Below are 24,202 nucleotides of genomic sequence, written 5' to 3'. Positions count from 1 at the left end.
CGTGTAGGCCTTGCCGCCGGTCAAGTACGGCCCTGTCTCAGTTGCCGGTCCTTGACCGGACGGTCTCGACACCTCCCCCGAAACCCCAGGGCATCACTACCATGACAAGGTCACCACGATTTGGTGCCTACGCATCCGAGGAGCACCTACCCGGCCCCCAACTATCAGCCGCCCTGGCCGGGCACCACCCGGTAGGCCTCGTAGACGCTGTCGATGCCCTTGAGAGCACCCAGCAACGAATCGAGGTGGCCAGGGTCGGCTAGTTCGAACTCAAATCGCATCTTGGACACCCGATCGGGTCCGGTGTGGGTGGTGGCGCTCAGGATATTCACATGGTGGTCACTCATCGACGCCGCCACGTCTCGCAACAGTCGACCTCGATCGAAAGCCTTGATCTCAATAGTCGCCACGAACGTGCCGTCGTGAGACTCGTCCCAGTCCACGTCGATGAGGCGGTCCTTTTGCCCGGCGGCGAGGGACGCCGCGTTGGCACAGTCGGCCCGGTGCACCGACACACCCCGCCCGCGGGTCACAAAGCCCAAAATCTCGTCGCCGGGCACCGGAGTGCAACAGCGCGACAGTCGCACCATGAGGTCGTCGAGACCCTCCACATGCACCCCGGCGGGTGGCCGCTTGGCCGCACCGGGGCGCCGGGGTTGACGGGCCGTGCTGGGGAGGACCTGATCCTCCTCATTACTTGGATCAACCTCACGAAGTTTCCGGGCTATCCGGGCGGCGATGGCCATACTGGAAACGTGGCTCTCCCCTACCGCGGCGTAGAGGGCATCCAGATCGAGGTAGTTCAACTCGGTAGCGGTCTCGTGGAGGAAGGTTCCCTGCTGGAGTTTCTGAACCGGGAGACCTTCTCGACGTAAAGCCCTCACCAACTCTTCGCGACCGTTCTCCACGGCATCCTCGCGACGCTCGCGGGAGAACCACTGGCGAATCTTCGAGGCGGCCCGCGGCGTGGCCACGATCCGGAGCCAGTCCAGTGATGGACCAGCGCCCTCCACTTTCGACGTGAAGATCTCCATGGCATCCCCAGAGGACAACTTCGAGTCCAGCGCCACCAACCGTCCATTGACGCGGGCCCCGATACAGGCGTGCCCAACCTGGGTATGAATGGCATAGGCGAAGTCGATCGGCGTGGACCCCGCCGGCAGGGTCACCACCTCGCCCTTCGGTGTGAACACGAACACCTCGTCCTGGTCGAGGTCGATCTTCAGATTGGACATGAACTCGGCCGGGTCCTCGGTCTCGGACTGCCAGTCCACGATCCGGTTCAACCAGGCCACGTCAGCCACCGCGTTGGCCGATCCGCCGGCGTCCTTGTACTGCCAATGCGCCGCTACCCCCTGCTCAGCTCTGGCGTGCATCTCATAGGTACGAATCTGCACTTCGAGAGGCTTGCCCTGCGGCCCCACCACCGTGGTGTGGAGCGACTGGTAGAGGTTGAACTTGGGCATCGCCACATAGTCCTTGAAGCGTCCCTGCACCGGTTTCCAGGTGGCGTGAATCGAACCGAGGGCGGCGTAGCAGTCCTTTACGGAGTCCACGATTACGCGGATGCCCACCAGATCAAAGATGTCGTCGAACTCCTTGCCCTTGACCACCATCTTCTCGTAGATCGAATACAGATGTTTCGGTCGGCCGGTCACCTCTGCATTGATCCGCAACTCGGCCAAGCGCTCCCGCACCTGCTCCAGTACCTGCGCGAGGTACACATCGCGCTCGGGGCTACGGGTAGACACCATGTGGTCGATCTCGGCGTACCGTTTTGGGTGCATGGCGGCGAACGACAGGTCTTCGAGTTCCTGACGCACTTCCTGCATACCGAGCCGGTGCGCCAAGGGCGCATAGATATCGAGGGTCTCCCGGGCGGTGCGCTCCTGCTTCCACTCCGGCATGGCGGCGATCGTGCGCATGTTGTGGAGACGGTCGGCCAGTTTGATGATCAGCACCCGAAGGTCCTTGGCCATCGCCACCAGCATCTTGCGCATGGAGGCGGCCTGCTGGGCCTCCTTCGTATCGAACTTGATCCGATCCAACTTCGTCACACCATCCACGATCTCGGCAACGTCCGCCCCGAAGTTGGCCTCAACATCTTCCAGCGTGGTGCCCGTGTCTTCCACCGCATCGTGGAGCAGCGCCGCCGCCACCGTCACGTCATCCAGCCCAAGATCCGCCACGATGCGCGCCACCGCCAGGGGATGATGAATATACGACTCGCCCGAGCGGCGGTACTGCCCCCGATGCGCATCGGTCGCCGTCAGGTAGGCCCGGGCAATCAGGCCCGTCGGCGCCTTCGGATGCCGCGCCTGGTAGACGGCCAGCAACGGGGCGACCTCATCGGTCGGCGGGCGCTCGTTTCTCCTCCAGGGCAACACTCGGTCGGCCGTAGGCATAGGTTGCTCCTCTACCCCTCGATGAGTAGTGATCGCACGTCGCGCTCATCCAGTGTCGCCCGACCGTTGAGAAATCCCAACTCGACGACCACCCCCACCCCGACCACCGTGGCCCCCAAATCCTCCAACAGGGCGCACGCCGCCGCTGCCGTTCCCCCGCTGGCGAGCACGTCGTCGACCAGCAGCACTCGCTCGCCCACGCCCGCCGCATCCTGATGGACCGCCAGGCGGTCTGCTCCGTACTCGAGGTTGTACATGCGCTCCAGCGTCTCCCGGGGCAACTTCCCCGCTTTGCGCACTGGGATGAGCCCCCGGCCGACTCGATACGCCAGCGGGGCCGCGAAGAGAAACCCTCGGGCCTCTACCCCGGCCACTAAATCGAACTCCACATCGTCCCACTGCTCAGCCAGGGCATTCACGGCGTAGCGGAACGCCTCCACGTGGCTCAGCAGCGGTGTGATGTCCTTGAACAACACCCCCGGCCGCGGAAAGTCCGGCACGTCTCGCAAATGCTGGCGAAGCCAGGACGAATCGGCGGCCATCATCTCAGGCTACCGACCTGGGCCTAGCTCTTCTTGGTCTTCTTGGTCTTCTTGCGCGGTCGCGGCAGCGAGCCACCACCCAACACCGTGGTCGCAGGGGTTGCCGCCACGTCGATCGCCTCGCCCGCCTCACCCTCCACCACCGCGGCAGGCGGGGCGGACAGGGCCGGCGCCGGCGCCTGCGCCCGACTGGCGATTCGTTCGCGGACGTCGCGGTAGCGACCCTCACGCTCCTTCAGCACCGCTAAGAGCGGCGAGGCGATAAAGATCGAGGAGTACGCCCCCGCAAAGAGCCCGACGAGCAGGGCCAAGGCGAACTCCTCCAGGGTGCTAGCGCCAAGGATGAACCCCCCCAGGACCAGTAGGGAGGCCACCGGCAGCAGCGCCGTGATCGACGTATTCAGTGACCGCATCAGCACTTGATTCAGCGACAGATTCACCATGCCGCTGTAGGTGAGGCCGTGACTCACCCCCACCAGGGGAGTGTTCTCATCCACCTTGTCGAACACCACAATGCCGTCGTAGATCGAGAAACCCAGGATGGTGAGCAGCGCCACAACGGTGGCTGGGGTCACCTCGAAGCCGGTCAGGGAATACACGCTGATGGTGATCAAGATGTCGTGAAGCAAGGCCGCAATCGTGGGGATAGCCATCTTCAACTCGAAGCGGAACGTGATGTACAGCGTGAGCGCGATCAGGAAGAACACCAGGGCCCGCAGGGCTTTGCTGCTGATCTCACGGCCCCACGACGGCCCGACCGAGGTGAAGCTCACGTCGTCGGGAGAACTCCCGGTGAGTTCGGCCAACGTGGCGGTGACCTCATTGGCGTCCTCGAGCGGCAGCGCCTCCGACTCCACGCGCAGCTTCGTCGCACCCTCGGAGGTGAGGGTCTGCACAGAAACGCCCTCCACCCCTAGGTCGGTTACTGCCGCCTCGGCATCGGCCACGGACAGATCGCCCTGGGGCACCTCCCACACCACACCGCCCTCGAAGTCGATGCCCAGGTTGAGACCGCGCACCGACAGCGATACGAAACCGATCACAATGATGACGCCCGAAATGAGCAACCAGCGGTTGAGCTTCCCCACGAAGTCGTAGTCGGTCTCACCGTGGTAGAGACGCCCCCAGAGGGATCGACGCACGTTGGGTTCGGTCATGCCATACCTCTCCGGGCCGGAACAGGGGTGGCGCCCCGGGCGGCCGAGATCCCCAGACCACTGGGCAGGCCCCACCACGAGTCGCCGCAGAAGAAGGCGGTGCGCCCCATCCAGGCCACCATTGGGCGAATGAAGAAGTAGGCCACCACCAGATCAAGAAACGTCGCCATAGCGAGGAAGAAGGCGAAACCCCGCACCGGGCCGACCGTCAACAGATACAGGAGCACCGCACCAATGAGGCTGGCCACGTTGGCGGCGATGATGGTGCGGAACGCTCGCTTCCAACTGCGTTCCGTGGAGGTGCGCAAGGACCGACCCATCCGAACGTCGTCTTTCAATCGTTCGAAGAACACCACATAACTATCCACCGTCACTCCCACCGAGACCACGAGGCCCGTTACCCCCGCCAGGCTCAGCGCCAGGCCCCGAGTGGCCCCCAGCCAAGAGATGATGGCGTAGTTGAGGGCCGCCCAGATCATGAGCCCGAGCAGCACAACCACCCCGAGGGCCCGGTAATAGAAGATCATGTAGATCACCACGAGCGACAGACCCAGCAGACCCGCCAACAACCCCGATTTCAGCGACTCGCTGCCGAGGGTGGGCGACACCGTCTGGACCGTTTGGGTCTCCAGGACGACAGGCAGGGACCCGTAGCGCAGCACGAGGGCGAGATCCTTGGCTTCGCGCTCGTTGAAGGACCCGCTGATCTGAATCTGGTCGCGCTCGAACGAGGGCTGCTCGATGTTGGGGGCCGAAACCACCTGGGAGTCCAACACGATGGCTAGGCGACCGCTGGGGCAGATCTCGGACTTACTGTTGCACTCCGCTGCGATGGCATTGAACTGCTCGATCCCCGAGCCGCCCTTGATGACCAGGTTCACCGACCACTCGCCAGTCGGGCCCAGTTCGGCCTTGGCCGTCTCCACGATGGTGCCATTGGCGGCGGTGGGACCGAGTTTGGAGGTCTCGGTGACCTTGCCGTCCTCGATGGTTTCGAGCACCACGGGCTGATCGGCGAGGTCATCTTCCGGGGCGGTCACCTCGAACCCGCTGAGGAGTTCCTCGCCGAGACCCGCAGGGATCGGATCGCCCGCGGGCACCGGCGCAGGGCTGGTACCCCCCGGCGCCCCGGTGGTGGTCACCGGCTCCTGGAACGGCGCGGCCGGTTGCCCGGTGGACTGACCCGTAATGGGTGCCACCGTCGTCGCGGTGTTGGTGGTGGTGGTGGTGGTGCTGGCGGCCCGCTGCAGGTCCTCCACGCTGCCGGGAATCGAGGCGATCACCGGTCGGAACCGAAGTTCGGCGGTCGTGCCCACCAGTTCGATGGCCCGTTGCTGGTTCTTCACCCCGGGTAGTTGCACCACCACCGAGTTGCCCTGGCGCACGATGTCGGGCTCCGCCACCCCGAGGGCATCCACCCGGGAGCGGATGACCTCAATGGTCTGATTCAGCGCTTCGTCGCTGGTGGCCTTGGTGGGTTGGAGCACCACCGAAACCCCGCCTTGGAGGTCGAGACCCAACTGGGGGGAGGTTCCGGTGGCGAACACGGCCCCGATGGCCAGCACCGCAACCAACACGATGAAGATGAGCGGGGTGAGTTTGTTACGACGCATGATGGTGGGGATCTCAGTCCAAGAAAGAAGAACGGCTGGCCAGGAGACGAGGGTTGAGATTACCCATAAGCCGCCGAGATACGCGAACGGACCGCCCCGAGGGTGCCCGTGGCGATGGCCGCCCGAAGCTCCTGCACCAACTGCATCGTCCACCACAGGTTGTGGATCGTGAGAAGTCGAGGGGCCGTGGGCTCATCCACCACCAGCAGATGACGCAGATAACTGCGGGACCACCGGGCGCACACCGGACAACCGCAGGTGGCATCGAGGGGAGCGTCGGCGGACGCATTCTCGGCTCGCTTCAGGTTGTAACGCCCCGCCCCCGAAAGAATCGTGCCGTGGCGGGCGAAGCGGGTGGGCAGGACACAATCGAACAGGTCGATGCCCAGGGCGACGGCCTCGACGATACCGATCGGATCGCCCAGGCCCATGAGATAACGCGGTTGGTCCTCCGGGAGGGTGGGGAGCACCGCGGTCAGGGTGCGCAACATCTCCGAGCGTGACTCCCCCACCGAGAGCCCGCCCACCGCGTACCCATCGAAGCTGATGGCCACGGTGCGCTCGGCACTCTCCACCCGCAGGTTGATGTCCGTGCCCCCCTGGACGATGCCGAACTGGCTGAGTTCCGGCCGCCCCTGGGCCAGAAAGGCGCCCCGCGCCCGGGTCGCCCAGTGGGTTGTGCGCTCCAATGCCTGACGCAGCACCGCCTCGGACGACGGGAGCGGCGCACACACGTCGAGCACCATCTGGATGTCGCTGCCGAACGACGTTTGTATCGTCACCGCCGACTCCGGGGTAAGCCGATGAGAACTGCCGTCGTAGGTGGACCGGAACGTCACGCCATCGTCGTCCACCTTCACGTTGCCGCCCGACTCCAGTGAGAAGATCTGGAAGCCCCCTGAGTCGGTGAGGAGATGTCCCGGCCAATCCTGGAACCGGTGCAATCCCCCTTGGTGGGCGATCACTTCGACCCCCGGTTTGAGCATGAGGTGGTAGGTGTTGGCCAGCACCACCTGGGCTCCGAGGTCCTCTAGATCGGCCGAGGACAGGTGCCGCACCGCCCCCCGGGTGCCCACGGGCATGAAGCACGGCGTCTGCACGTCGCCCCGGGCAGTACGCATCACCCCGGTGCGCGCCGCACCATCGCGAGCGGTGACCGCAAAAGAAAGGGTCATCCCCGCCCTCCCTGCAGAAACATGGCGTCACCGAAACTCAAGAAGCGGTAGCCCTCCCGCAGAGCCTCCTCGTACAACCCCCGCCACCGCGACCCCACGAAGGCATCCACCAGCACCAGTAACGACGAACGGGGCTGGTGGAAGTTCGTCAGCATGGCATCCACGATGGCAAACGGCCGGGGGCCGTGGATGAACAACTCGGTGCGGCCCACCAGTGGCCCCTGTGCCGCCGACTCCAGGGCGCGCACGGTGGTGGTGCCGATGGCCACCACCCGCTCGGCGGCACGACAGGCATCCATGGTGGCTTGGGGCACTCGATAACGCTCGCCATGCATCTGATGATCCTCCACCACTTCGGTAGCGATGGGTCGAAACGTGCCAAGGCCCACCACCAACTCCACCTCGGCCACCTGCGCCCCGGTTGCTCGCACCGCCTCCAGCACGGCGGGGGTGAGGTGCAGGCCGGCGGTGGGCGCCGCCACCGACGCGGGCCGCTGGGCGTAGGTCGTCTGGTATCGCTCCGGATCCGCCAACGGCGTAGTGATGTAGGGGGGCAGCGGCACCGCACCGTGGCGGTCCAGAGCGGCAAGCACGTCATGCCCCGGGGCGAGATACAACTCCACGAGGCGTCGACCCTCCCCGAGATCCTCCCCCACCACCACCGTGAGATCCGGCCCCGCCACTAGTGCAGTGCCCGCCGGCACCTTCCGGCTCGGGCGCACCAGCGCCTCCCACACCTCGGTGACGCTCCCCTGGCGTGGCTCCAGCAGCAGTACTTCCACTCGGCCACCGCTCGTTTTGGTCAGTCCCAGCCGGGCCGGCAGCACGCGAGTGGTGTTGAGGACCACCACATCTCCCGGGCCCACCAGGGTGGGGAGGTCGCTGATGTGTTGATGCCCTGGGCGACGCCGGGGACCGCGGTCGACCAACAACCGGGCCGCATCACGCGGCTCAAGAGGCACCTGAGCGATCGCCGCCTCCGGCAGGTGGTAGTGAACCGCAGTGGTATCCATCGAACCCCAGTGTCCCGAGTGCGCCCCCGTCGCGCGAAATCAGCCCAAGAGCCCGGGAATGGGTTCCTCCGCCGGGCTCTGGCGCGGGGGCGTCAACCCGAGGTGGGTGAAGGCCGCCGCCGTGGCCACCCGGCCCCGGGGGGTGCGCATGAGGAGACCGCCTTGAATGAGGAACGGTTCGTACACATCCTCCACCGTCTCGGTCTGTTCACCCACGCTGATGGCCAGCGTCGACAGCCCCACCGGGCCCCCACCGAAGCGTTCACAAATGGCCGACAGGATCGAGCGATCCACCTTGTCCAGGCCCCGCTCATCCACCCCAAACAACGCCAGGCCCGCCGACGCCGTGGCGAGATCCACAGTGCCATCGCCCTTGACCTCGGCGAAATCGCGCACGCGCCGCAACAGGCGGTTGGCGATGCGCGGCGTGCCCCGCGCCCGCCGAGCGATCTCTCGGGCACCGTCGGTGTCGGCCCGCACACCGAGGATTCCCGCCGCTCGAGTCACGATCAACTCGAGCTCGCTCGGCTCGTAATAGTCCAGCCGCGCCACCAGTCCGAAACGGTCCCGCAGGGGTCCGGTAATGGACCCGGTGCGGGTGGTGGCCCCCACCAACGTGAAGCGGGGGAGATCGAGGCGGATCGATCGCGCCGCCGGACCCTTGCCCAGGACAATGTCGATTTGGAAGTCCTCCATGGCGGGATAGAGCACCTCCTCCACCACGCGCGGCAGACGGTGAATCTCGTCGATAAAGAGCACATCACCCTCCCCTAACTGCGAGAGCATGGCGGCGAGATCTCCGGCCCGCTCGATCGCCGGCCCCGAGGTGATGTGGATGGTCACCCCCATTTCGGAGGCCACGATGCTGGCCAGGCTCGTCTTGCCGAGCCCGGGCGGGCCGGCCAGCAGGATGTGATCTACCGCCTGGGCGCGGCGGCGGGCCGCTTCGAGAATGATTTCGAGGTGGGCCTTGAGTTCGCGTTGGCCCACGAACTCATCGAGGGTGTGGGGACGCAGGCTCACGTCCGCAGTCACTTCCGCTTCGTCGCCCACTTCCTCTGCCCGCAACAGTTCCTCGCGCATCGTGCCGGTCTACTTCCGGGCCGCAGCCAGCCGCTGAAGGGCATCACGCAGCAAGGCCCCCGAGTCGGTGTCGTCCTGATGGTCCAGATCGGCCATAACGTCGCGAATCTCTGCCTCGGAGTAGCCAAGCCCGGCGAGGGCATCGCGCACATCGGCCCGTGCCCCGCCGCCGGCGCGGTGGAGGCCAGCCCCCGTGGTGGCCTCGAGCCCATCGATCACAGGGACCGACAGCCGTGACGACAGATCGATCAAGAGCCGCTGGGCTGTCTTTTTACCTACCCCCGGCACCAGGCACAGGGCACCAAGATCGTCCTCGGCCACCACTCGGGCCAGAGCGAGGGGTGCATGTACCGACAGGATCGCCAGGGCCAGCGCCGGCCCCACCCCATGGGCCCCAATGAGCGCCTCGAAGCACGTTCGTTCGTCTTTGGTGGCGAAGCCATAGAGCGTCACGGCGTCTTCACGCTGGTGGTGGTGCACCCAGCAGAACACCTCGCTGCCCACGTCGCCCACCGCCACCGCGGTGGTGGGGCTGACCGTGACCCGATAGCCGACCCCGGCCGCTTCGACGGTGATCTCCGCCGCGCCTCGATCCAGCAAGGTCCCCCGCAGGGTGCCAATCATCGGGCCACCGCCCGGGCCACCGCAGTGCGCATCGGGGCGTGAGCAAGATGACACAGGGCCAAGGCCACCGCATCGGCGGCATCCACGGGCCGCAGCGGTTGATTGATGCCGAGCAGCACCTGCACCATGCGCTCCATCTGATCCTTGGAAGCCCCGCCCACTCCGGCGATGGCCTGCTTCACCTGGTTGGGGGAGTACTCCACCACCTGCGCGCCACCCGCCACGGCTTCGGCCATGGCGATCCCCGCCGCCTGGGCGGTAGCAATCGCGGTGCGCACGTTCACCTGAAACAGCACCCGCTCGATGGCCACCACCGCGGGCCGATGCTCCTGGATCAGGGCCCGCAGATCCACCTGGAGTTCGGCGAGACGGTCGGGCGTGGGCAAGGCCGGCGATGTGCGCAGCACGCCCACGGCTAGGGCGCGCGTGGCCCTGGGCCCTTGATGGATAAGCCCGTAGCCGCACCGGGAGAGCCCAGGATCGATACCGAGGACGTACACGCGTTCGATGTTAGCGGCCAGCCGGGTAGAGCGGGCGGACCCTCAAGACCCCGCCCCTGGCTTCCGATACCCCTGCGTGAACGCGATCACGAGCACCCATGCCGATACCATCGATGGGGTGTCGACGCCCGAACCAGTGGTTCTTCTCGAAAAAGTAACCAAGACCTTCGGACCCGCCATGGCGCTCGCTGATCTCAACCTGCGGGTACCGAGCGGCCAGATCACGGTGCTTCTCGGCCCGAACGGGGCCGGCAAGACCACCGCGATCCGCACCATCACCGGCGCCTTCAGCCCGGACTCCGGCGTGATCAAGGTCTTCGGTCTCGACCCGGCGGTGCAGGGCCGTGAGGTGCGCTCTCGGTGCGGCGTAGTCTCGGCCAAGCCATCGCTCTACGACCGCCTCTCCGGTCGGGACAACCTGCGGTACTCCGCCGAACTCCACGGCCTCGGCCGGGGCCCCGGGGTGGATGCCCGCATCGCTCACTGCGCCGGGCGATTTGGCATCGGCGACGCGCTCGATAACCAGGTAGGGGGCTACTCCACCGGCATGAAAACTCGGCTGGCCCTGGCCCGCTCGGTTCTCCATCATCCCGAACTGCTGCTGTACGACGAACCCACCTCCGGGTTAGACCCCGAGTCGTCCCATGCCGTACTGGAGCTGATCCGAGAGATGACCAACGATGGTTCAACCGTGGTGATGTGCACCCACCTACTGTTGGAAGCGGAGGGCCTGGCGGATCAGGTGGTGATCCTCCAGGATGGAAGCGACATCATTGATGGCTCCCCCGGCGCACTCACCAAGCGCTTCTGGCCCGAAGCGATGGTGCGCCTCAGCACCGATGATCCCGTGGCGCTCGACGCCCTCGCCCACCATGAGGGCGTGGTGGCCTACGAGCGTGCCGATCACGTCGCCACCCTTCACCTCGACCGCCCTGAGCGCATCCCGGACCTCGTGTTCGCCCTCACCGCCGCCGGCTCCCGGGTGACACGCGTGGAGCCCCATGAACCCACGCTGGAAGACCTCTATTTTGCGGTCCGCCGGGCATCGGGCGACACCCGCCTCGGCGCCGTGGATGGGAGCACCGTGTAATGACGAGCACCACCGTCGCCCCGGGGCGCGAGGCGCTGCAGTGGGTCCACATTCGCACCGTGGCCCGGACCGACCTCAAACAACTGGCCCAGGCTCGGGACTACTGGATTCCCATGCTGATCCTCGGCGCGATCTTCTTCGTCTTCGTGCCCACGGTGTTGCTCCTCACCATCACCCAGATCGGCAGCGTCGATGCCGTCTCCCAAATTTCCCAGATTCTTGAAATCCTGCCGGAATCGGCCAGCCGCCAGATCCCCGGTGATACCGGAGCGGGCCGGGCCGGGTACGCGCTCGCCGTGTACCTCTTCGCCCCGGTGGCGGTGGTGGTGCCCATCACCATTTCGACCGCGGTGGGGTCGGCCACCATCGTGGGCGAACGCGAGCGGGGCACCGGTGAGTTCCTGGCTCACTCCCCCGCCGGCATCCGTGAAATCTTCCTCGGGAAACTCCTCGCCAGCCTCATCCCCGGGTACCTCACCACCGTGATCGGCTTCGGTGTGTACGCCCTCATCGTGAACACCATCGTGGGGCCGGACGTGGGGGGATGGTTCTTCCCCACCAGGCAGTGGTGGATCCTCATGCTCTGGGTGGTCCCGCCCTTCCTGGCGCTTACCCTGTCGCTCGTGTTGCGCCTTTCGGCCAAGGTGAAGTCCACCGCGGCGGCTCAGCAGGCCTCGGCGTTGGTGAGTCTCCCCTTGATCATCGTCGCCTATTCCCAGGCCACTGGCAGCCTCTACGGCGGCGACGCGGTGGCGTGGTACATCGGCGGCGTGGCCTGGCTCCTCGCCAGCGTGGCCCTCTGGCGTGGTGTCCGCTCGGTCACCCGGGCCCGGCTCCTCGGCGTGGCGGACGAGCACTGACAGCTCACCGGTTGGCGTCGTTGTCGAGCCAGGTACCCACGACGAGGGACAGGAACTCCGGCTGCGGGCGGAAGCCGAGCGAGGTGTAGAGGGGCTGGGCGTCATCGGTCTGCAGGCCGATGTGCTGGCCCGGTACGGCGGTGGCGAGCTGCCGCACCATCGCCGTGGCGATCCCCTGACGCCGATGGTGCGAGTGGGTCCACACGTCGAGGAGGTAGGCGTTGCAGACGCCGTCCGACAAGAGCCGCGCCATCCCGACGAGGTCACCGTCGGACCAAGCCAGCGCGACGTGCTGCGACTGCTCGAAGGACCGACGGAGGGCGTCGGGGGTACGTCCGTTGTCGAACTCGTCGGCGGCGAGGCTCGCTTTGGCCGCTTCCCAATCGACCCGGTGCAGCTCGTCATCGATGGGCCCGGTCATTGCGCCATGATGGCCGACGGGAGCGCAAACCTGCCACAGATCTGGTGAAATGATGTCCTATGGCTGATCTCGTCGTTCGCAATGCCCACCTCGTCGATGGCTCCGGGGCGCCGGGCCGGGCAGCTGATGTGGTGGTCACCGATGGGCTCATCGTGGCCGTGGAGGACGCCGGGGGGGCATCCACCGCCAGCGCCACGCGGGTGATCGACGCCGATGGGCAGCTCGTCACTCCCGGCTTCGTCGACGTCCACACCCACTACGACGCCCAGGTGACATGGGACCCCTACGTCACCCCCAGTTCGTGGCACGGGGTCACCACCGTGGTCATGGGGAACTGCGGCGTGGGCTTTGCGCCCGCTCGAGCCGATCGCCATGAGTGGCTCATCAACCTCATGGAAGGCGTGGAGGACATCCCTGGCTCCGCCATGACGGAAGGGATCACCTGGGAATGGACGAGTTTCCCGGAGTACCTCGATGCGGTGGAACGGATGCCCCGCGTGCTCGACGTGGGGGCCCAGATCGCCCACGGCCCCCTGCGCGGCTATGTGATGGGCGAGCGCGGCGCCGCCAACGAGGTCGCCACCGAGGCCGACCGAGTGGCCATGGCCGGGCTGGTCACCGAAGCGCTCGCCGCCGGTGCCCTCGGGTTCTCCACCAGCCGCACCCCCCTGCACCGCTCGAAGGCCGGCGAACTCGTGCCCGGCACCGGTGCCGCTCCCGCAGAGTTGTTCGCCATTGCCGATGGCATGGCGGCGGCGGGCCACGGCGTGTTTCAGTTCTCCCCCGACCACGCCCGTGTGCCGGTCGATGAATGGCCATGGATGAAAGAACTGGCGCGCCGCAGTGGCCGCACGGTGAGCATCAACCTCAACCAACCAGACCACGACCCGGAGGTGTGGCGCGAAGTGCTGCATCTGCTCGATGAGGCCGCCGACGAGGGCTTGCCGCTGGTGGCCCAGATCGCCGGTCGATCGATCGGGATTCTCTATTGCCTCCACGGCAGCCTGCACCCGTTGCTCTTTCACCCCGCCTACGCCGAGGTGGCCGATCTAGCAATGCCCGAGCGTCTGGCCGCCTTGCGGAACCCCGAACGCCGCCGGCGCATCATCGAAGACGTGCCCGACGACGGCGGCTTCTTTGCTCGTCAGGTGCTGGACAAACTCGACCGGGTGTGGCTCGTTGATGGTGCCAACATCGACTACGAACCCGCCCCCGCCACCGCAGTGGCCGCCCAAGCCGCCCAGCGCGGCGTGGCGCCGATGCAAGTGGTGCTGGACCAACTGACCGCCGATGACGGCAACGGCATGCTCTACGCACCGTTGTTCAACTACACCTACGGCGACTTGTCCATGACCCACGAGGCCACCCTGCATCCCCACACCCGCGTCGGCCTCTCCGATGCCGGAGCGCACTGCGGCGCTATCTGTGACGGCGGCACACCGACCTTCATGCTCACCCACTGGGCCCGAGACCGACACCGTGGCCCCACCATCCCCCTCGAATACCTCGTCCATCGCCAAACTGCGCAGACGGCCGCTCTCTACGGTCTCGGGGATCGCGGACGCATCGTGCCCGGGATGCGGGCTGATCTCAACATCATCAACTTCGCCGATCTTTCCTTTGGCCTGCCGCGCATGGCCTTCGATCTCCCGGCCCAGGGCCGCCGCTTAGTGCAGCGAGCCCGCGGCTACACGGCCACCTTCGTGGCGGGCACACAGACCGTGGCCGACGACGAATTCACCGGGGCCCTACCGGGGTGTTTGGTGCGAGGTCCTCGTTAGACCGAGCATGCCTGTACCGCCGCCACCAGCTCTTCGCTGCTGCGAAAATCAAAACCCGCCACCGCTTTGTGGGCGTAACGAATGATCCCGACGGCGTCGATCACGAACGCGGAGCGCCGGTACAGCCCCAGCGGCCCAAGGATCCGGTAGGCCTTACCCACCGCCTTGCCCGTGTCGGCGAGGAGGGGGAACCCGAACCCGCCTTGGCGTTCGGAGAAGGCCTCATGACTGGTCACCGACTGCGGGCTGATGGCGACCACCTGTGCACCGGCGGCGGCGAAGGACGCGATGTCGGCGGTGTAGGTGTTGAGTTGCCGTGTGCAAATGGGGGACTGGTCGCCGGGGTAAAAGACCAGCACCAGGGGTCGACCGCGGTACTCGGCGAGAGAATAGGTGCGGCGGCCCGCCGGGGTGTTGTCGCTGCCTAGGAGGGCAAAATCAGGGGCGACATCACCTACGGAGCTCATCGGGTGGCCGCGCTGGCGGAAGCGGAGGTGGTCAAGGGATTCGACAGGGGCCACCGGAGATAAACCATCGTCCATAACTTAGAACCAACGGCCCCGTCGTGGCATCACCACCTGCCGCGAGACCGACGGTCTCCTCGCCAAGCGAGTCGACGCCCCCTCGAAACCCCGATCCGAGGTCGCCGAGATCGTGGTGCTGCTGCCTGGCGCCATGCCGGCGCGACTATGGCGTATCTACCCACTCGGCAATGATCCCATCGGGGATATCGAAGTTGGCAAAGACGTCCTGCACATCGTCGTTGTCGTCGAGGATATCGATCAGGCGCAGTACCTTCTTGGCCGTCTCAGTCGTGCTGAGCGAGATCGACGCGGTGGGGACCATGGTGAGTTCCGACGAAGAGACCGCTACGCCACCGTCCTCCAGCGCGGTGCGCACGGCATGGAGATCAGATGCCCCCGTCGTGATACGCCACGCGTCGCCGTCATCGGCGATGTCTTCCGCCCCGGCCTCGAGCGCCAAGAGCATCAGGTCATCTTCCTCGGCGGACCGATCAACCACCACGACACCTTTGCGCTCAAACTGCCAGGCGACGGCACCGGGCTCGGCCATCGATCCCCCGTTCTTGGTGAAAAGATTCCGGATCTCAGCGCCGGTCCGATTTCGATTATCGGTCAGCACATCCACCAGCACAGCCACCCCGCCGGGGGCGTAACCCTCGTAGGTGATGGACTCATAGATCACGCCTTCGAGGTCGCCTATCCCCCGTTTGACCGCTCGCTCGATCGTGTCGATCGGCACCGACGCGTCACGGGCCTTCTGGAACATCGTGCGCAGGGTCGGGTTCATGTCGGTATCGCCCCCGCCTTCACGGGCCGCCACCTCGACCTGGCGGATCAGCTTGGCAAAAAGTTTGCCCCGGGCGGCATCCGCGGCACCCTTCTTGTGCTTGATGGTGGCCCACTTGGAATGACCGGACATCAGATCCCCTTCAAAAAATGGTCGTGAAAACGGAGGTCATCAGACAGCTCCGGATGAAACGCCGCCACCGTCACGCGGCCCTGTCGGCACAGCACCGGATGGCCATCGACAGTAGCGAGAACCTCCACCCCGGCCCCCACCCGCTCCACAAAAGGGGCCCGAATGAAAATGGCTCGAAAGGGACCACCAGGCAGGTCGCGCAGCAACAGATCGGCCTCGAAGGAGTCCACCTGGCGACCAAAGGCATTGCGGCGCACCGAGATGTCTACCGCCGCCAAACCGCGCTGGTCGGGTCGACCATCGAGGATCTCGCGGCCGAGCAAGATCATCCCGGCACAGGTCCCGAGCGTGGGCATCCCCCCCGCCACTCGCTCGGCGATGGGGGCGAAGAGCGCGGCGGACTCCAGCAGCATCGACATGGTGGTGGACTCACCCCCCGGGAGCACCAGCGCGTCAACACCGTCGAGTTCGCCGGGGGTACGTACCTCGACCGGATCAGCGCCGAGGGAGCGCAGGCAGGTCGCGTGCGCCATGAACGCGCCCTGCAGGGCGAGCACGCCTACCTTCACCTGGGGGCCTCGCGATGGTCATTGGACACCAGCGTAGAAGGCGATGAGAAGCCCTACCAGCCCCGATCGGCGAAGGTCGTCTCCAGCCCGTCGATTTCCAGGCCCGGCATGGCCGCCCCCAACCCGCGAGACACCTTGGCGATGATGTAGGCATCGGAGAAGTGCGTGGTGGCTTCCACGATGGCCTTGGCCCGTCGAGCGGGATCATCAGACTTGAAGATGCCCGACCCAACGAACACCGACTGTGCCCCGAGTTGCATGGCCAATGCCGCATCGGCGGGCGTGGCCAGACCGCCAGCGCAAAACAGGGGCACCGGCAACTGCCCGGTTTCGGCCAGTTCTTGCACCAAACCGATCGGTGCTCCAAGCCGCTTCGCCCAGTCGTAGAGTTCGGCCGAATCGGCCTGGGTGATCTTGCGAACATCGCCCAAGATCGAACGCAGGTGCCGGACAGCTTCCACCACGTTCCCGGTGCCCGCCTCGCCCTTGGAGCGCAACAAGCAGGCCCCTTCGCTGATACGGCGGAGGGCTTCGCCAAGGTTGGTAGCACCGCACACGAACGGCACGGTGAAGGCCCACTTGTCGATGTGGTGGGCTTCGTCGGCGGGGGTGAGCACCTCCGACTCATCCACGTAGTCCACTCCGAGCGCTTCGAGCACCTGGGCTTCAACGAAATGCCCGATCCGGGCCTTGGCCATCACCGGAATCGTGACCACCGCTTTGATGCCTTCGATCATCTCCGGATCGGACATGCGGGCCACACCCCCGTCGCGCCGGATGTCCGAGGGCACCCGCTCCAGGGCCATCACCGCTACCGCACCGGCGTCCTCCGCCACCTTGGCCTGCTCAGGATTCACGACATCCATAATCACGCCGCCCTTCAGCATCTCCGCCAAACCACGTTTCACGCGGCTGGTGCCAGTTTCGTGGGTGGCCGGTCGGGAGACAGCGTCAGACATACCCCCGATGGTATCGCTGCTGAATGGAAATGCCGAAGCCATTACCACGCCGATCAGAGGCGAACAGCGCCACCGGGGGACGGCAGGGCCAGCCAGGTGCGGCCCGGGGTGAGCAAAATTGGATTCCCGTCGATGTCGGTAAAAGTGGTGACCGCTTCGATGGATGGCTTCTTCCAGCGACCCTGCACCAGACCGGGCTTGCTGAGCCCCCCGCCAGTGAGCACCCAGGCCTCGCCTTCTCCCACCGTCTGCGCCTCGGGGATGGCGTTGCCAAACTGGTCGTTCACATCGCTGCCGATGTAATCAACGAACTGGATGATCACATTGGCAGGTGCTACCTGCACCCCGGCCGCATCAACATGGGGGGTGCCCGACTGCGTCCGGGCCCACCCGGATCCGTTCCAGCGGTATTCCACCGGGGCGCTGCCACCGCGGGATCCGAAGGTGATGCGTACGCCCACCGCGTCTTCGAGAAAGGCGGTAGCCATGCCCGGCTTCCGAAAGGAGAACAAGGCCGGCGGAGGGCTCGAACCCTCCGCCCCCAACGCCGCGATGGCGTCGGTGGACTTGAGCATGAGGTTGCTGGGCGCGGACCGGCTTCGCTCCCGATAGTACTCCCCCGGCAGGGCGTCGTAACCAACATCCACCAGATTGGCGTTGCGGATCCGTCGAGCAAACGTGGGGTTCGCCCCACTCCACGCGAAGTAGGGACGGTTGAGGTCAGAGACGATGGCGATGTCGGAGGTGCGAGCCGAACGCACCGGACCTACCGGCGCCGCAGGGGTGGACTGAAACACCGCCAGCAGTCGAGTTACGGAGCCTTCCACACGCTCCTCGTAAACAACATCGGCTTCGTTGATCCCGCTTTGGGGACGCGCCTTGGGTTCCCCGTTATCGATCTTCACAACCAGCGCGGGACGTGAAAGCCGATCGCCGTAATCCCCCGCCAGGCCCGTCAGCGCCGCCACCGGCTGGGGAATGGTGGTCGGCACCGTGGTGGTAGCCGCCGCGGTGGGCGGGGGAGTGGCCTCGGAATCGCCCCGGGACACGAGGGCAAACACGACACCTCCGAGAACGATGGCGCCAGCGCCTACTGCTGCTGCGATGCGTTGATTTCGGGTTTCGAGCACCCCAATTGTCTACAGCTCCCGCAGCAACGCTATGCGCTCTTCGATCGGTGGGTGGGTATCGAACATCCGGTTGACCTTGCCCTTGCGACCCAGGCTGGTCTCAATGGCCTGAGGCTGTTCGATCCAGAGGTGTGCGGTGGCGTGAGAGATGGAGCGCACTTCGGTGTTGTCGTCCCGCAGTTTCTCCAACGCCGAGATCAGCCCCGGTGGGAACCGGGTCAACTCCACGCCCGAGATGTCGGCGAGGCTCTCGCGCTGTCGGCTCACCGACGCCTGCAGCGCCCGGGCGATCAAGGGCGAAAAGATCAGGAACACGAAGCCGATGACGGCGAGCAACGATGCGACCCCGGCGCTGTCATTGGACCTCCGATTACTACGACTGGACCAGAACATCATGTTCACGCCCACATCGGTGATGATGGCGATGATCCCCACCATCGTGACCACCAGAGTGGACACGAGGATGTCGTAGTTCTTGATGTGGCTCAGTTCGTGGGCGATCACCCCTTCGAGTTCAACTCGGTTCATCCGCTCGAGCAGTCCGGTGGTTACCGCGATGGCAGCATGCTTCGGGTCGCGTCCGGTGGCGAAGGCATTGGGGGCGGAGTCCTCCACCACATAGACGCGCGGCTTCGGCAGGCCACCGGCGATGCAGAGACCTTCCACGATGTTATGGAGGCGCTGGTACTCCTCTGGTGATGCCGGCTTGGCCTTGCTCACGCGCAGGGCGATGGCATCGGACTTCCAATAGGACAAGGCCGCTGAGCCCCCCGCCAAGAGCAGCGCAATGATGCCGAAGTAGATCCCTCCGCCCAAGAGGAGGTTGATGACCTGCAGCACCAACGCCACCAGGAGGACGAACACCACCACAATACCGATGGAGCGGCGCTTGTTCTGAGCGATCTGGTCGTACACGACGAAGGAACTTTCGGATCAGGGGGTGGTGGGGGTAACCGGCGGCGTCGTGGTTCCGGCGGCAGGGGTAGTTCCGAAGTCAACGACCACCGCAGCGCTGGCCAACTCCTCTACCTCGAAGTACTCCCGGGCGACAAAGCTGAACTTCCCGGCGATGGCGTTGGCCGGGAAGGTCTGGATACGGGTGTTGTACTTCAGCACGCTGTCGTTATAGAACTGGCGCGAGTAGGCGATCCGGCTCTCGGTGCCGGTGAGTTCCTCTTGCAGGTTCAAGAAGCCGGTATTGGCCTTGAGATCGGGGTACGCCTCGGAGAGAGCAAAGATGGACTTGAGCGCCCCGGTGACCATGTTCTCGGCGGCGGCTTGGCCCGTCGGACCCGACGCCGCCATGGCGGCGTTGCGAGCCTGGACAACACCCTCCAGCGTTTCTTTTTCGTGGGACGCGTAGCCCTTGACGGTCTCCACGAGGTTGGGGATGAGGTCGTAGCGACGCTTCAGTTGCACATCGATCTGCGCCCAGGCGTTCTCAATCCGGTTCCGCATCGACACCAAACCGTTGTAGGTGATGATCACATAGAGGGCGAGGAGAACCACCAGCGCTAGGAGTATCCAAAAGCCCGCCATACCAAAACGCCTTTCGTCGAAGGATGCTCACTGTATACCGGCCCCAACCATCTCCCTCCGTGGGTCAGTCGGCCAGCACGCTCCGGTAGATCTCCACATAGCGGCTCGCCAACGATGCCATCGAAAGCGTCTCGGCCCGCCGCTTTCCTCCCGCCACGAGGTTCGACCGGACCAGATCGTCGTCGACGACCCGCTGAAGGGCCTTGGCCAGCCCGACGGCGTCGCCCACGGGAGCGAGCAGCGCATCAACCCCATCGGTGGCGACGTTGCGATGGCCGGTCAAGTCCGAGGCCACCAAGGCACAGCCTGAGGCCATCGCCTCCAGCAGCACCATCCCGAAGGACTCCCCTCGCACCGACGGTGAGCAGTAGACGGTGCAGCCCCGCAGGCGCGCATTGCGCTCCTCATCACTGATGCGTCCGAGCCATTCAATGCGGGAGTCGCCCCCGAATCGCTGCCGTAACGCCGCGCTCTGCGGACCCTCACCCCCGACCCACAACCGAACGTCTTGCGGCAGGTACGCCATCGCGTCGAGGAGCACACGGAGGCCCTTACGCGGTTCGTGCCGACCCAAGAAGAAGATGGTGGGTGCCTCGATCGGGTGGGCCTCGCCTCCGGCAAAGCGATCCAGTTCCACGCCGTTGAAGACCAACTCGAACTCCCCGCCCAGGGCGTCTTGCGCCAGGGTGAGCGCGTCGGGAGACACCGCGCAGCGGCGGTTGAGTTTGCGCGCCATCCGCCGCAGAGCCCATCCCATCACCCGATAACCGGCACTCTCGCCGGCGGCGTGGAAGGTGCCGACACTCGGCGCGTCGGCAAAGAGCAACGTGGTCATGCAGGGTCCGGGGGCGAAGGGCTCATGCAGATGGACGAGTTCGAACCCTTCGTCGCGCAGCGCCCGGATCGTGCGCAACTGGGCGGAGGGATCGGGGGCTAACGGTGCCACTGAACCGTTGGCCACCGCCGGCACACTGCGCCCCAATGGGGTGACCCCAGCATCCGGCGGCGGACCATCGCATGGACCCAATACCCGAACCTCGTGGCCCAAGGTTCGCAGCGACCGGGCTAATCCCAGCACCTGGCCTTGCACACCACCGGGGATGGTCAATGAGTAAGGGCAGACCAATCCGACGCGCACGGGTTCAGATTACCTCGCTTGGTCGCTGGGCCAATTTGGCTGCAGCAGGTGCCACTGCTCCGGGGCGCGACGAATGAGATCTTCAAGCCCGTGGGCTAGGTCTTGGGTGACGCGCTGCACATCTTGGCGAAATTTGCCCTGGCGGGTCGTGTCGAGCGGCGGTAGCACCACGCTGCGCCGGGAGTGCGGTCCATCGAAGTAGATCGCCGTGGGCAATAGGGCCGCACCCGTGCGCAGCGCCAGCGTGGCGGGGCCGCCGGGGAGGGTGGTTCTCTCACCGAAAAACTCCACCTCGGGGCCAGTGCCGGCGAGATCGCGGTCGCACAACAGGGCCAGGGTGTGATTGGCCTTCAGCGCCCGGGCGGTGGCCGCCCCGGCCTCAGGACCGAGCGCCACGACCTCGAACCCGAGCGCCTGGCGTAGTTCCACGAACCAGTCGAACAGGGCGGGGGGTTCCAGTCGCTCCACCACTGCGGTGACACGACGTTGTCGTACCTGGGTTATCCAAAAGCCACCCCACTCCCACCCACCGAGGTGGGGCATCGCCATGATGGCGCCGTTCCCCTGCTCCAGGGCCCTATCGAGTCGTTCCCATCCATCGGGGACGAAGCCGGCGTTGATGGCGGCAGGAGCCATCCCGGGGAGACGAAACGATTCTTCGAAGTAGCGGGCATAGCTCTCGAAGGTATGGTTGGTGAGGTGCCGAAGCCGGGCCTCGGAGAGCGACGGGTCAATACGGAGCAGGTTCCGACGCACCTGAGCCCGCCGTTGCCGAGCGAGGTGCCCCGCCGCTCGGCCAAGGACGCGCGCTCCGGCGGCGGCGGCGGGCGGCGGGAGCCAACGCGCCACCCGGGCGGCGAGTTGGTACGCGGGGGTGACGGCGTCGGCCACGACGACGGCAGTGGGGCGCTAGCGGCGCGTGATGCGCGGCTGCCGGCGCCAGGCCCGCTCGGTAGGACGAGCGGCGCGGCGGGCCTTCCACCGGCTCGGCGGCCCGATCGGACCCACTTGGCTGGCTTGACGCCATACCTTCACGAAGCGTTGGGCAGCCGTGAACAAGGTGAGCACCAACATGATCCAGAGGATCGGGATTAGGAGCGAATCGAACAGCAGGCCGATGCCCAGGGCCATGAGTCGTTCGGCTCGCTCCATGAGGCCACCGCGAGCGTCGAACCCGAGGGCCTCGGCTTTGGCTCGCTCGTAGGAAACGAGCATCGCACCCGCCAGCACCGCAAGAGGAAGCACGGCGATGCGACCAGGATGGGTGGAAGCCAAGTACCAGGCCACGCCACCGAGCAACATGGCATCGGCGACGCGATCAGCAACGGAGTCGAAGAAGGCACCCCGCGGGCCAGCGGTTCCCGATGCCTTCGCCACCGCACCATCGAGCACATCGGGCAGCGCGCAGAGGAACAAAAGCACGAAGCCCCCCCGAAGGGCACCATTGGCGATCGCCAGCGACGCGGCCGCCGCCATCACAACACCGGCGATGGTGAGGTGGTCGGCGGTGATCCCGGTGCGGCGAATGTTCGCCCCCACCGGCTTGAGCCGCACTTCGAAGTTCGATCGCCAGCGTCCGTCGAACATCTGGTCCCCTCAGGGTTGGAAGATGGATTGCGTATTCACGTTACCCGGCGGTGGGATCAGAGCCCTGCATCGCGGCGCAGGGAGCGCAGAATCCCGGCCCAGCGCGGATACATCAGATGATGGGAACCGCCGCTGAAGAGGTCGAGAACCGCCATGGGGAGACGCGAGACAAGCCAGGATCCCACCAAGGGAGGCGACAGGCCGTCGGCCCCGCCGTGGAAGGTGCGCACGGGGGCGTTGATCCGGCTCAGGTCGAGCCCCGGTTCGAACTGCAGGACAATGTCGTGCTCGACACCGCCCCGGCCCCCCTCCACGCTCGCCGCCAGGGCCTGGGCTAGTTGCTCAGCAGCACCCGGAACCTCCGCCAACTCGGCTCGGCCCCGCTCCCCGGCCCCCTCGAGGACATGGGCCAGGGCTAGTGCGGGGGTGAGCGGATCGGGCACCAGGAACGGCGCTATCTCCGCCGCCACGGCGGTAGCGGATTCGGTGAGGGCAAACTCCACGAACTGGCGCCGCCCCGGCGCCAGCGCGGCCAGCAGGTCGGGGTCCCGGTACGCCTCGATGGGAGGGACCGGCGCCACCAAACCGAGTCCGATCACGCGATCTCCCAGTACGGTGGCCGCCGCCAGGGCATACAGACCACCGCTGGACCAGCCGAGCATCAGGGTCTGGCGCAGGCCGAGGTGATCGAGCAGGGCGGCGATGTCGTGGCCGAGGCTCACCAGCGTGGCGCCGGGGTGGGGGTCGCTGGTTCCCGCCCCCGGACGATCCACCGCCAGGAAGCGAATCCCCGCCGAGGCGGCGAGCTGGTCGTCGGGGTGACGCGCCAGGCGTGAGTCGGGGGTGCCGTGGAGGTAGACGAGGGGCACTCCGTGGGGGTCACCCACGTCGTCGAAGGTCAATCGACGTCCGTCGGCCAGCACGATCTGAGACGATTCGGGCATCGCTTGAGCGTAGGGCCCCGGCGCCTTTCGGGCAGACTGGACCATGGACTGTGTTGGCCACCGACCTCGCTCGCCCTGGCACCCCCATCCTCGCGATACCACCGGGGCCCGCTGACATGGCCGCCCGCCCGCCGGCCGATGCCATCGTTGCCCTGCGGTCGATGGAGCGCCGCTGGCGTCACCTCTTGGCTCCCGACGGCCCCGATGACCAGGGGCGCCACGATGCCGCCCACACCATCACCAGCGACGGCCACTCCCCACTTGATCACCTCGCCGCCGCCACTCGCACCTTCATTTTCCACGGTCGAGCCCTCGAGCAAACCCTCATCGACGACGAGCCGCTCCTGCACCCCGGCGTGGCGGACCCCGCCGAGCGGGAGTGGCCCCCGGCGGAGGGGACCGTGGCGGAGAAGTTAGCGGAGTTGGCCTGGGCGTCCGACCACTTGGCTACCCGTGCGACCCACGTCGAGGCGGACGCATGGCGGCGGATCGGACGCGTGGCCGGGCACCCCAGCGTCACCCCCACCGCGCTGGCTTTGTTGTGGCAGGCCGTGGACGCGGGGGTCGATCACCTCCGCGCCGCCGAACGAGGCCTAGCCGAGGCGCTACCCCCCCGGTAGGGACGCTCC

25 protein-coding genes are annotated in these 24,202 nt (G+C 66.2%); 4 read left to right on the top strand and 21 right to left on the bottom strand.

Translation table 11 applies throughout. The features are described 5' to 3' along the window. Nucleotides 1-164: 164 nt before the first annotated feature. The 9 genes from EXQ71_06845 to ruvC are packed head-to-tail and all read right to left on the bottom strand — an operon-like array spanning nt 165 to nt 10,097. Entirely contained in the window at nt 165-2,405 is a 2,241-nt protein-coding gene (locus tag EXQ71_06845; GenBank protein ID MSO87224.1) for a bifunctional (p)ppGpp synthetase/guanosine-3',5'-bis(diphosphate) 3'-pyrophosphohydrolase, read from the bottom strand. Between the two features lie 11 nt (nt 2,406-2,416). Next, nucleotides 2,417-2,947 (bottom strand): adenine phosphoribosyltransferase, encoded by a 531-nt coding sequence (locus tag EXQ71_06840; protein ID MSO87223.1) that lies wholly within the window; start codon nt 2,945-2,947, stop codon nt 2,417-2,419. 23 nt (nt 2,948-2,970) lie between these two features. Then, a complete protein-coding gene (secF, locus tag EXQ71_06835) occupies nt 2,971-4,104 on the bottom strand; it encodes a protein translocase subunit SecF (protein ID MSO87222.1) in 1,134 nt (377 codons plus the stop codon). Continuing rightward, nucleotides 4,101-5,717 (bottom strand): protein translocase subunit SecD, encoded by a 1,617-nt coding sequence (gene secD / locus EXQ71_06830; protein MSO87221.1) that lies wholly within the window; start codon nt 5,715-5,717, stop codon nt 4,101-4,103. Before secD ends, secF begins: the two co-directional genes overlap by 4 nt. Before the next feature lie 59 nt (nt 5,718-5,776). After that, nucleotides 5,777-6,892, bottom strand: a complete 1,116-nt coding sequence (locus EXQ71_06825) for a tRNA guanosine(34) transglycosylase Tgt (GenBank protein ID MSO87220.1) — start codon at nt 6,890-6,892, stop codon at nt 5,777-5,779. Continuing rightward, entirely contained in the window at nt 6,889-7,905 is a 1,017-nt protein-coding gene (gene queA, locus EXQ71_06820) for a tRNA preQ1(34) S-adenosylmethionine ribosyltransferase-isomerase QueA (protein MSO87219.1), read from the bottom strand. Before queA ends, EXQ71_06825 begins: the two co-directional genes overlap by 4 nt. 39 nt (nt 7,906-7,944) lie before the next feature. Next, nucleotides 7,945-8,988: a Holliday junction branch migration DNA helicase RuvB gene (ruvB, locus tag EXQ71_06815; GenBank protein ID MSO87218.1), complete on the bottom strand. Its 1,044-nt coding sequence runs from the start codon at nt 8,986-8,988 to the stop codon at nt 7,945-7,947. A 9-nt stretch (nt 8,989-8,997) separates the two neighbouring features. Further along, nucleotides 8,998-9,612 (bottom strand): Holliday junction branch migration protein RuvA, encoded by a 615-nt coding sequence (ruvA, locus tag EXQ71_06810; protein MSO87217.1) that lies wholly within the window; start codon nt 9,610-9,612, stop codon nt 8,998-9,000. After that, nucleotides 9,609-10,097 (bottom strand): crossover junction endodeoxyribonuclease RuvC, encoded by a 489-nt coding sequence (ruvC, locus tag EXQ71_06805; GenBank protein ID MSO87216.1) that lies wholly within the window; start codon nt 10,095-10,097, stop codon nt 9,609-9,611. Before ruvC ends, ruvA begins: the two co-directional genes overlap by 4 nt. A 22-nt stretch (nt 10,098-10,119) precedes the next feature. On the opposite strand from ruvC, the gene EXQ71_06800 reads away from it, so the two are divergent. Next, nucleotides 10,120-11,202: an ABC transporter ATP-binding protein gene (locus tag EXQ71_06800; GenBank protein ID MSO87215.1), complete on the top strand. Its 1,083-nt coding sequence runs from the start codon at nt 10,120-10,122 to the stop codon at nt 11,200-11,202. Beyond that, nucleotides 11,202-12,062 (top strand): hypothetical protein, encoded by an 861-nt coding sequence (locus tag EXQ71_06795; protein ID MSO87214.1) that lies wholly within the window; start codon nt 11,202-11,204, stop codon nt 12,060-12,062. The genes EXQ71_06800 and EXQ71_06795 overlap by 1 nt, the downstream gene beginning before the upstream one ends. Nucleotides 12,063-12,066: 4 nt before the next feature. Here EXQ71_06795 and EXQ71_06790 read toward each other — a convergent pair whose 3' ends face one another. Beyond that, nucleotides 12,067-12,483, bottom strand: coding sequence for an N-acetyltransferase (locus tag EXQ71_06790; GenBank protein MSO87213.1), 417 nt, complete (start codon nt 12,481-12,483; stop codon nt 12,067-12,069). A gap of 59 nt (nt 12,484-12,542) precedes the next feature. Here EXQ71_06790 and EXQ71_06785 point away from each other — a divergent pair, with 59 nt between their 5' ends. Further along, nucleotides 12,543-14,264, top strand: a complete 1,722-nt coding sequence (locus EXQ71_06785; GenBank protein MSO87212.1) for a D-aminoacylase — start codon at nt 12,543-12,545, stop codon at nt 14,262-14,264. Here the strand turns inward: EXQ71_06785 and EXQ71_06780 are convergent. From EXQ71_06780 to EXQ71_06730, 11 genes are all read right to left on the bottom strand, one after another. Continuing rightward, nucleotides 14,261-14,731: a peroxiredoxin gene (locus EXQ71_06780; GenBank protein MSO87211.1), complete on the bottom strand. Its 471-nt coding sequence runs from the start codon at nt 14,729-14,731 to the stop codon at nt 14,261-14,263. The two genes, EXQ71_06785 and EXQ71_06780, sit on opposite strands and share 4 nt — an antisense overlap. A gap of 220 nt (nt 14,732-14,951) precedes the next feature. Next, the gene (locus EXQ71_06775; GenBank protein MSO87210.1) at nt 14,952-15,707 is read right to left on the bottom strand and encodes a YebC/PmpR family DNA-binding transcriptional regulator; all 756 of its coding nucleotides are present in this window, start codon (nt 15,705-15,707) and stop codon (nt 14,952-14,954) included. Beyond that, on the bottom strand, nt 15,707-16,240 hold the full coding sequence (gene pdxT / locus EXQ71_06770) for a pyridoxal 5'-phosphate synthase glutaminase subunit PdxT (protein ID MSO87209.1): 534 nt from the start codon (nt 16,238-16,240) through the stop codon (nt 15,707-15,709). The genes EXQ71_06775 and pdxT overlap by 1 nt, the downstream gene beginning before the upstream one ends. 89 nt (nt 16,241-16,329) lie before the next feature. Continuing rightward, nucleotides 16,330-17,235, bottom strand: coding sequence for a pyridoxal 5'-phosphate synthase lyase subunit PdxS (gene pdxS, locus EXQ71_06765; GenBank protein MSO87208.1), 906 nt, complete (start codon nt 17,233-17,235; stop codon nt 16,330-16,332). A gap of 53 nt (nt 17,236-17,288) precedes the next feature. Then, the gene (locus EXQ71_06760) at nt 17,289-18,371 is read right to left on the bottom strand and encodes a DUF3048 domain-containing protein (GenBank protein MSO87207.1); all 1,083 of its coding nucleotides are present in this window, start codon (nt 18,369-18,371) and stop codon (nt 17,289-17,291) included. Between the two features lie 3 nt (nt 18,372-18,374). Beyond that, complete coding sequence (locus EXQ71_06755) at nt 18,375-19,280, bottom strand: zinc metalloprotease HtpX (GenBank protein ID MSO87206.1); 906 nt, start codon at nt 19,278-19,280, stop codon at nt 18,375-18,377. Between the two features lie 18 nt (nt 19,281-19,298). After that, nucleotides 19,299-19,904, bottom strand: coding sequence for a LemA family protein (locus tag EXQ71_06750; GenBank protein ID MSO87205.1), 606 nt, complete (start codon nt 19,902-19,904; stop codon nt 19,299-19,301). Between the two features lie 64 nt (nt 19,905-19,968). Next, nucleotides 19,969-21,042, bottom strand: coding sequence for a glycosyltransferase family 1 protein (locus EXQ71_06745; GenBank protein MSO87204.1), 1,074 nt, complete (start codon nt 21,040-21,042; stop codon nt 19,969-19,971). A 9-nt stretch (nt 21,043-21,051) separates the two neighbouring features. Next, nucleotides 21,052-21,933, bottom strand: a complete 882-nt coding sequence (locus EXQ71_06740) for a phosphatidylinositol mannoside acyltransferase (GenBank protein MSO87203.1) — start codon at nt 21,931-21,933, stop codon at nt 21,052-21,054. 18 nt (nt 21,934-21,951) lie between these two features. Then, the gene (locus EXQ71_06735; GenBank protein ID MSO87202.1) at nt 21,952-22,629 is read right to left on the bottom strand and encodes a CDP-alcohol phosphatidyltransferase family protein; all 678 of its coding nucleotides are present in this window, start codon (nt 22,627-22,629) and stop codon (nt 21,952-21,954) included. Between the two features lie 56 nt (nt 22,630-22,685). Continuing rightward, entirely contained in the window at nt 22,686-23,618 is a 933-nt protein-coding gene (locus EXQ71_06730) for an alpha/beta hydrolase (GenBank protein MSO87201.1), read from the bottom strand. Between the two features lie 5 nt (nt 23,619-23,623). Between EXQ71_06730 and EXQ71_06725 the strand changes: the two genes are divergently transcribed. Then, the gene (locus EXQ71_06725; GenBank protein ID MSO87200.1) at nt 23,624-24,193 is read left to right on the top strand and encodes a hypothetical protein; all 570 of its coding nucleotides are present in this window, start codon (nt 23,624-23,626) and stop codon (nt 24,191-24,193) included. Nucleotides 24,194-24,202 lie beyond the last annotated feature (9 nt).

This window comes from Acidimicrobiia bacterium (genome assembly GCA_009694375.1).
Classification (GTDB): domain Bacteria; phylum Actinomycetota; class Acidimicrobiia; order Acidimicrobiales; family VFJN01; genus VFJN01.
This window is presented reverse-complemented; position numbering and strand designations above follow the sequence as displayed.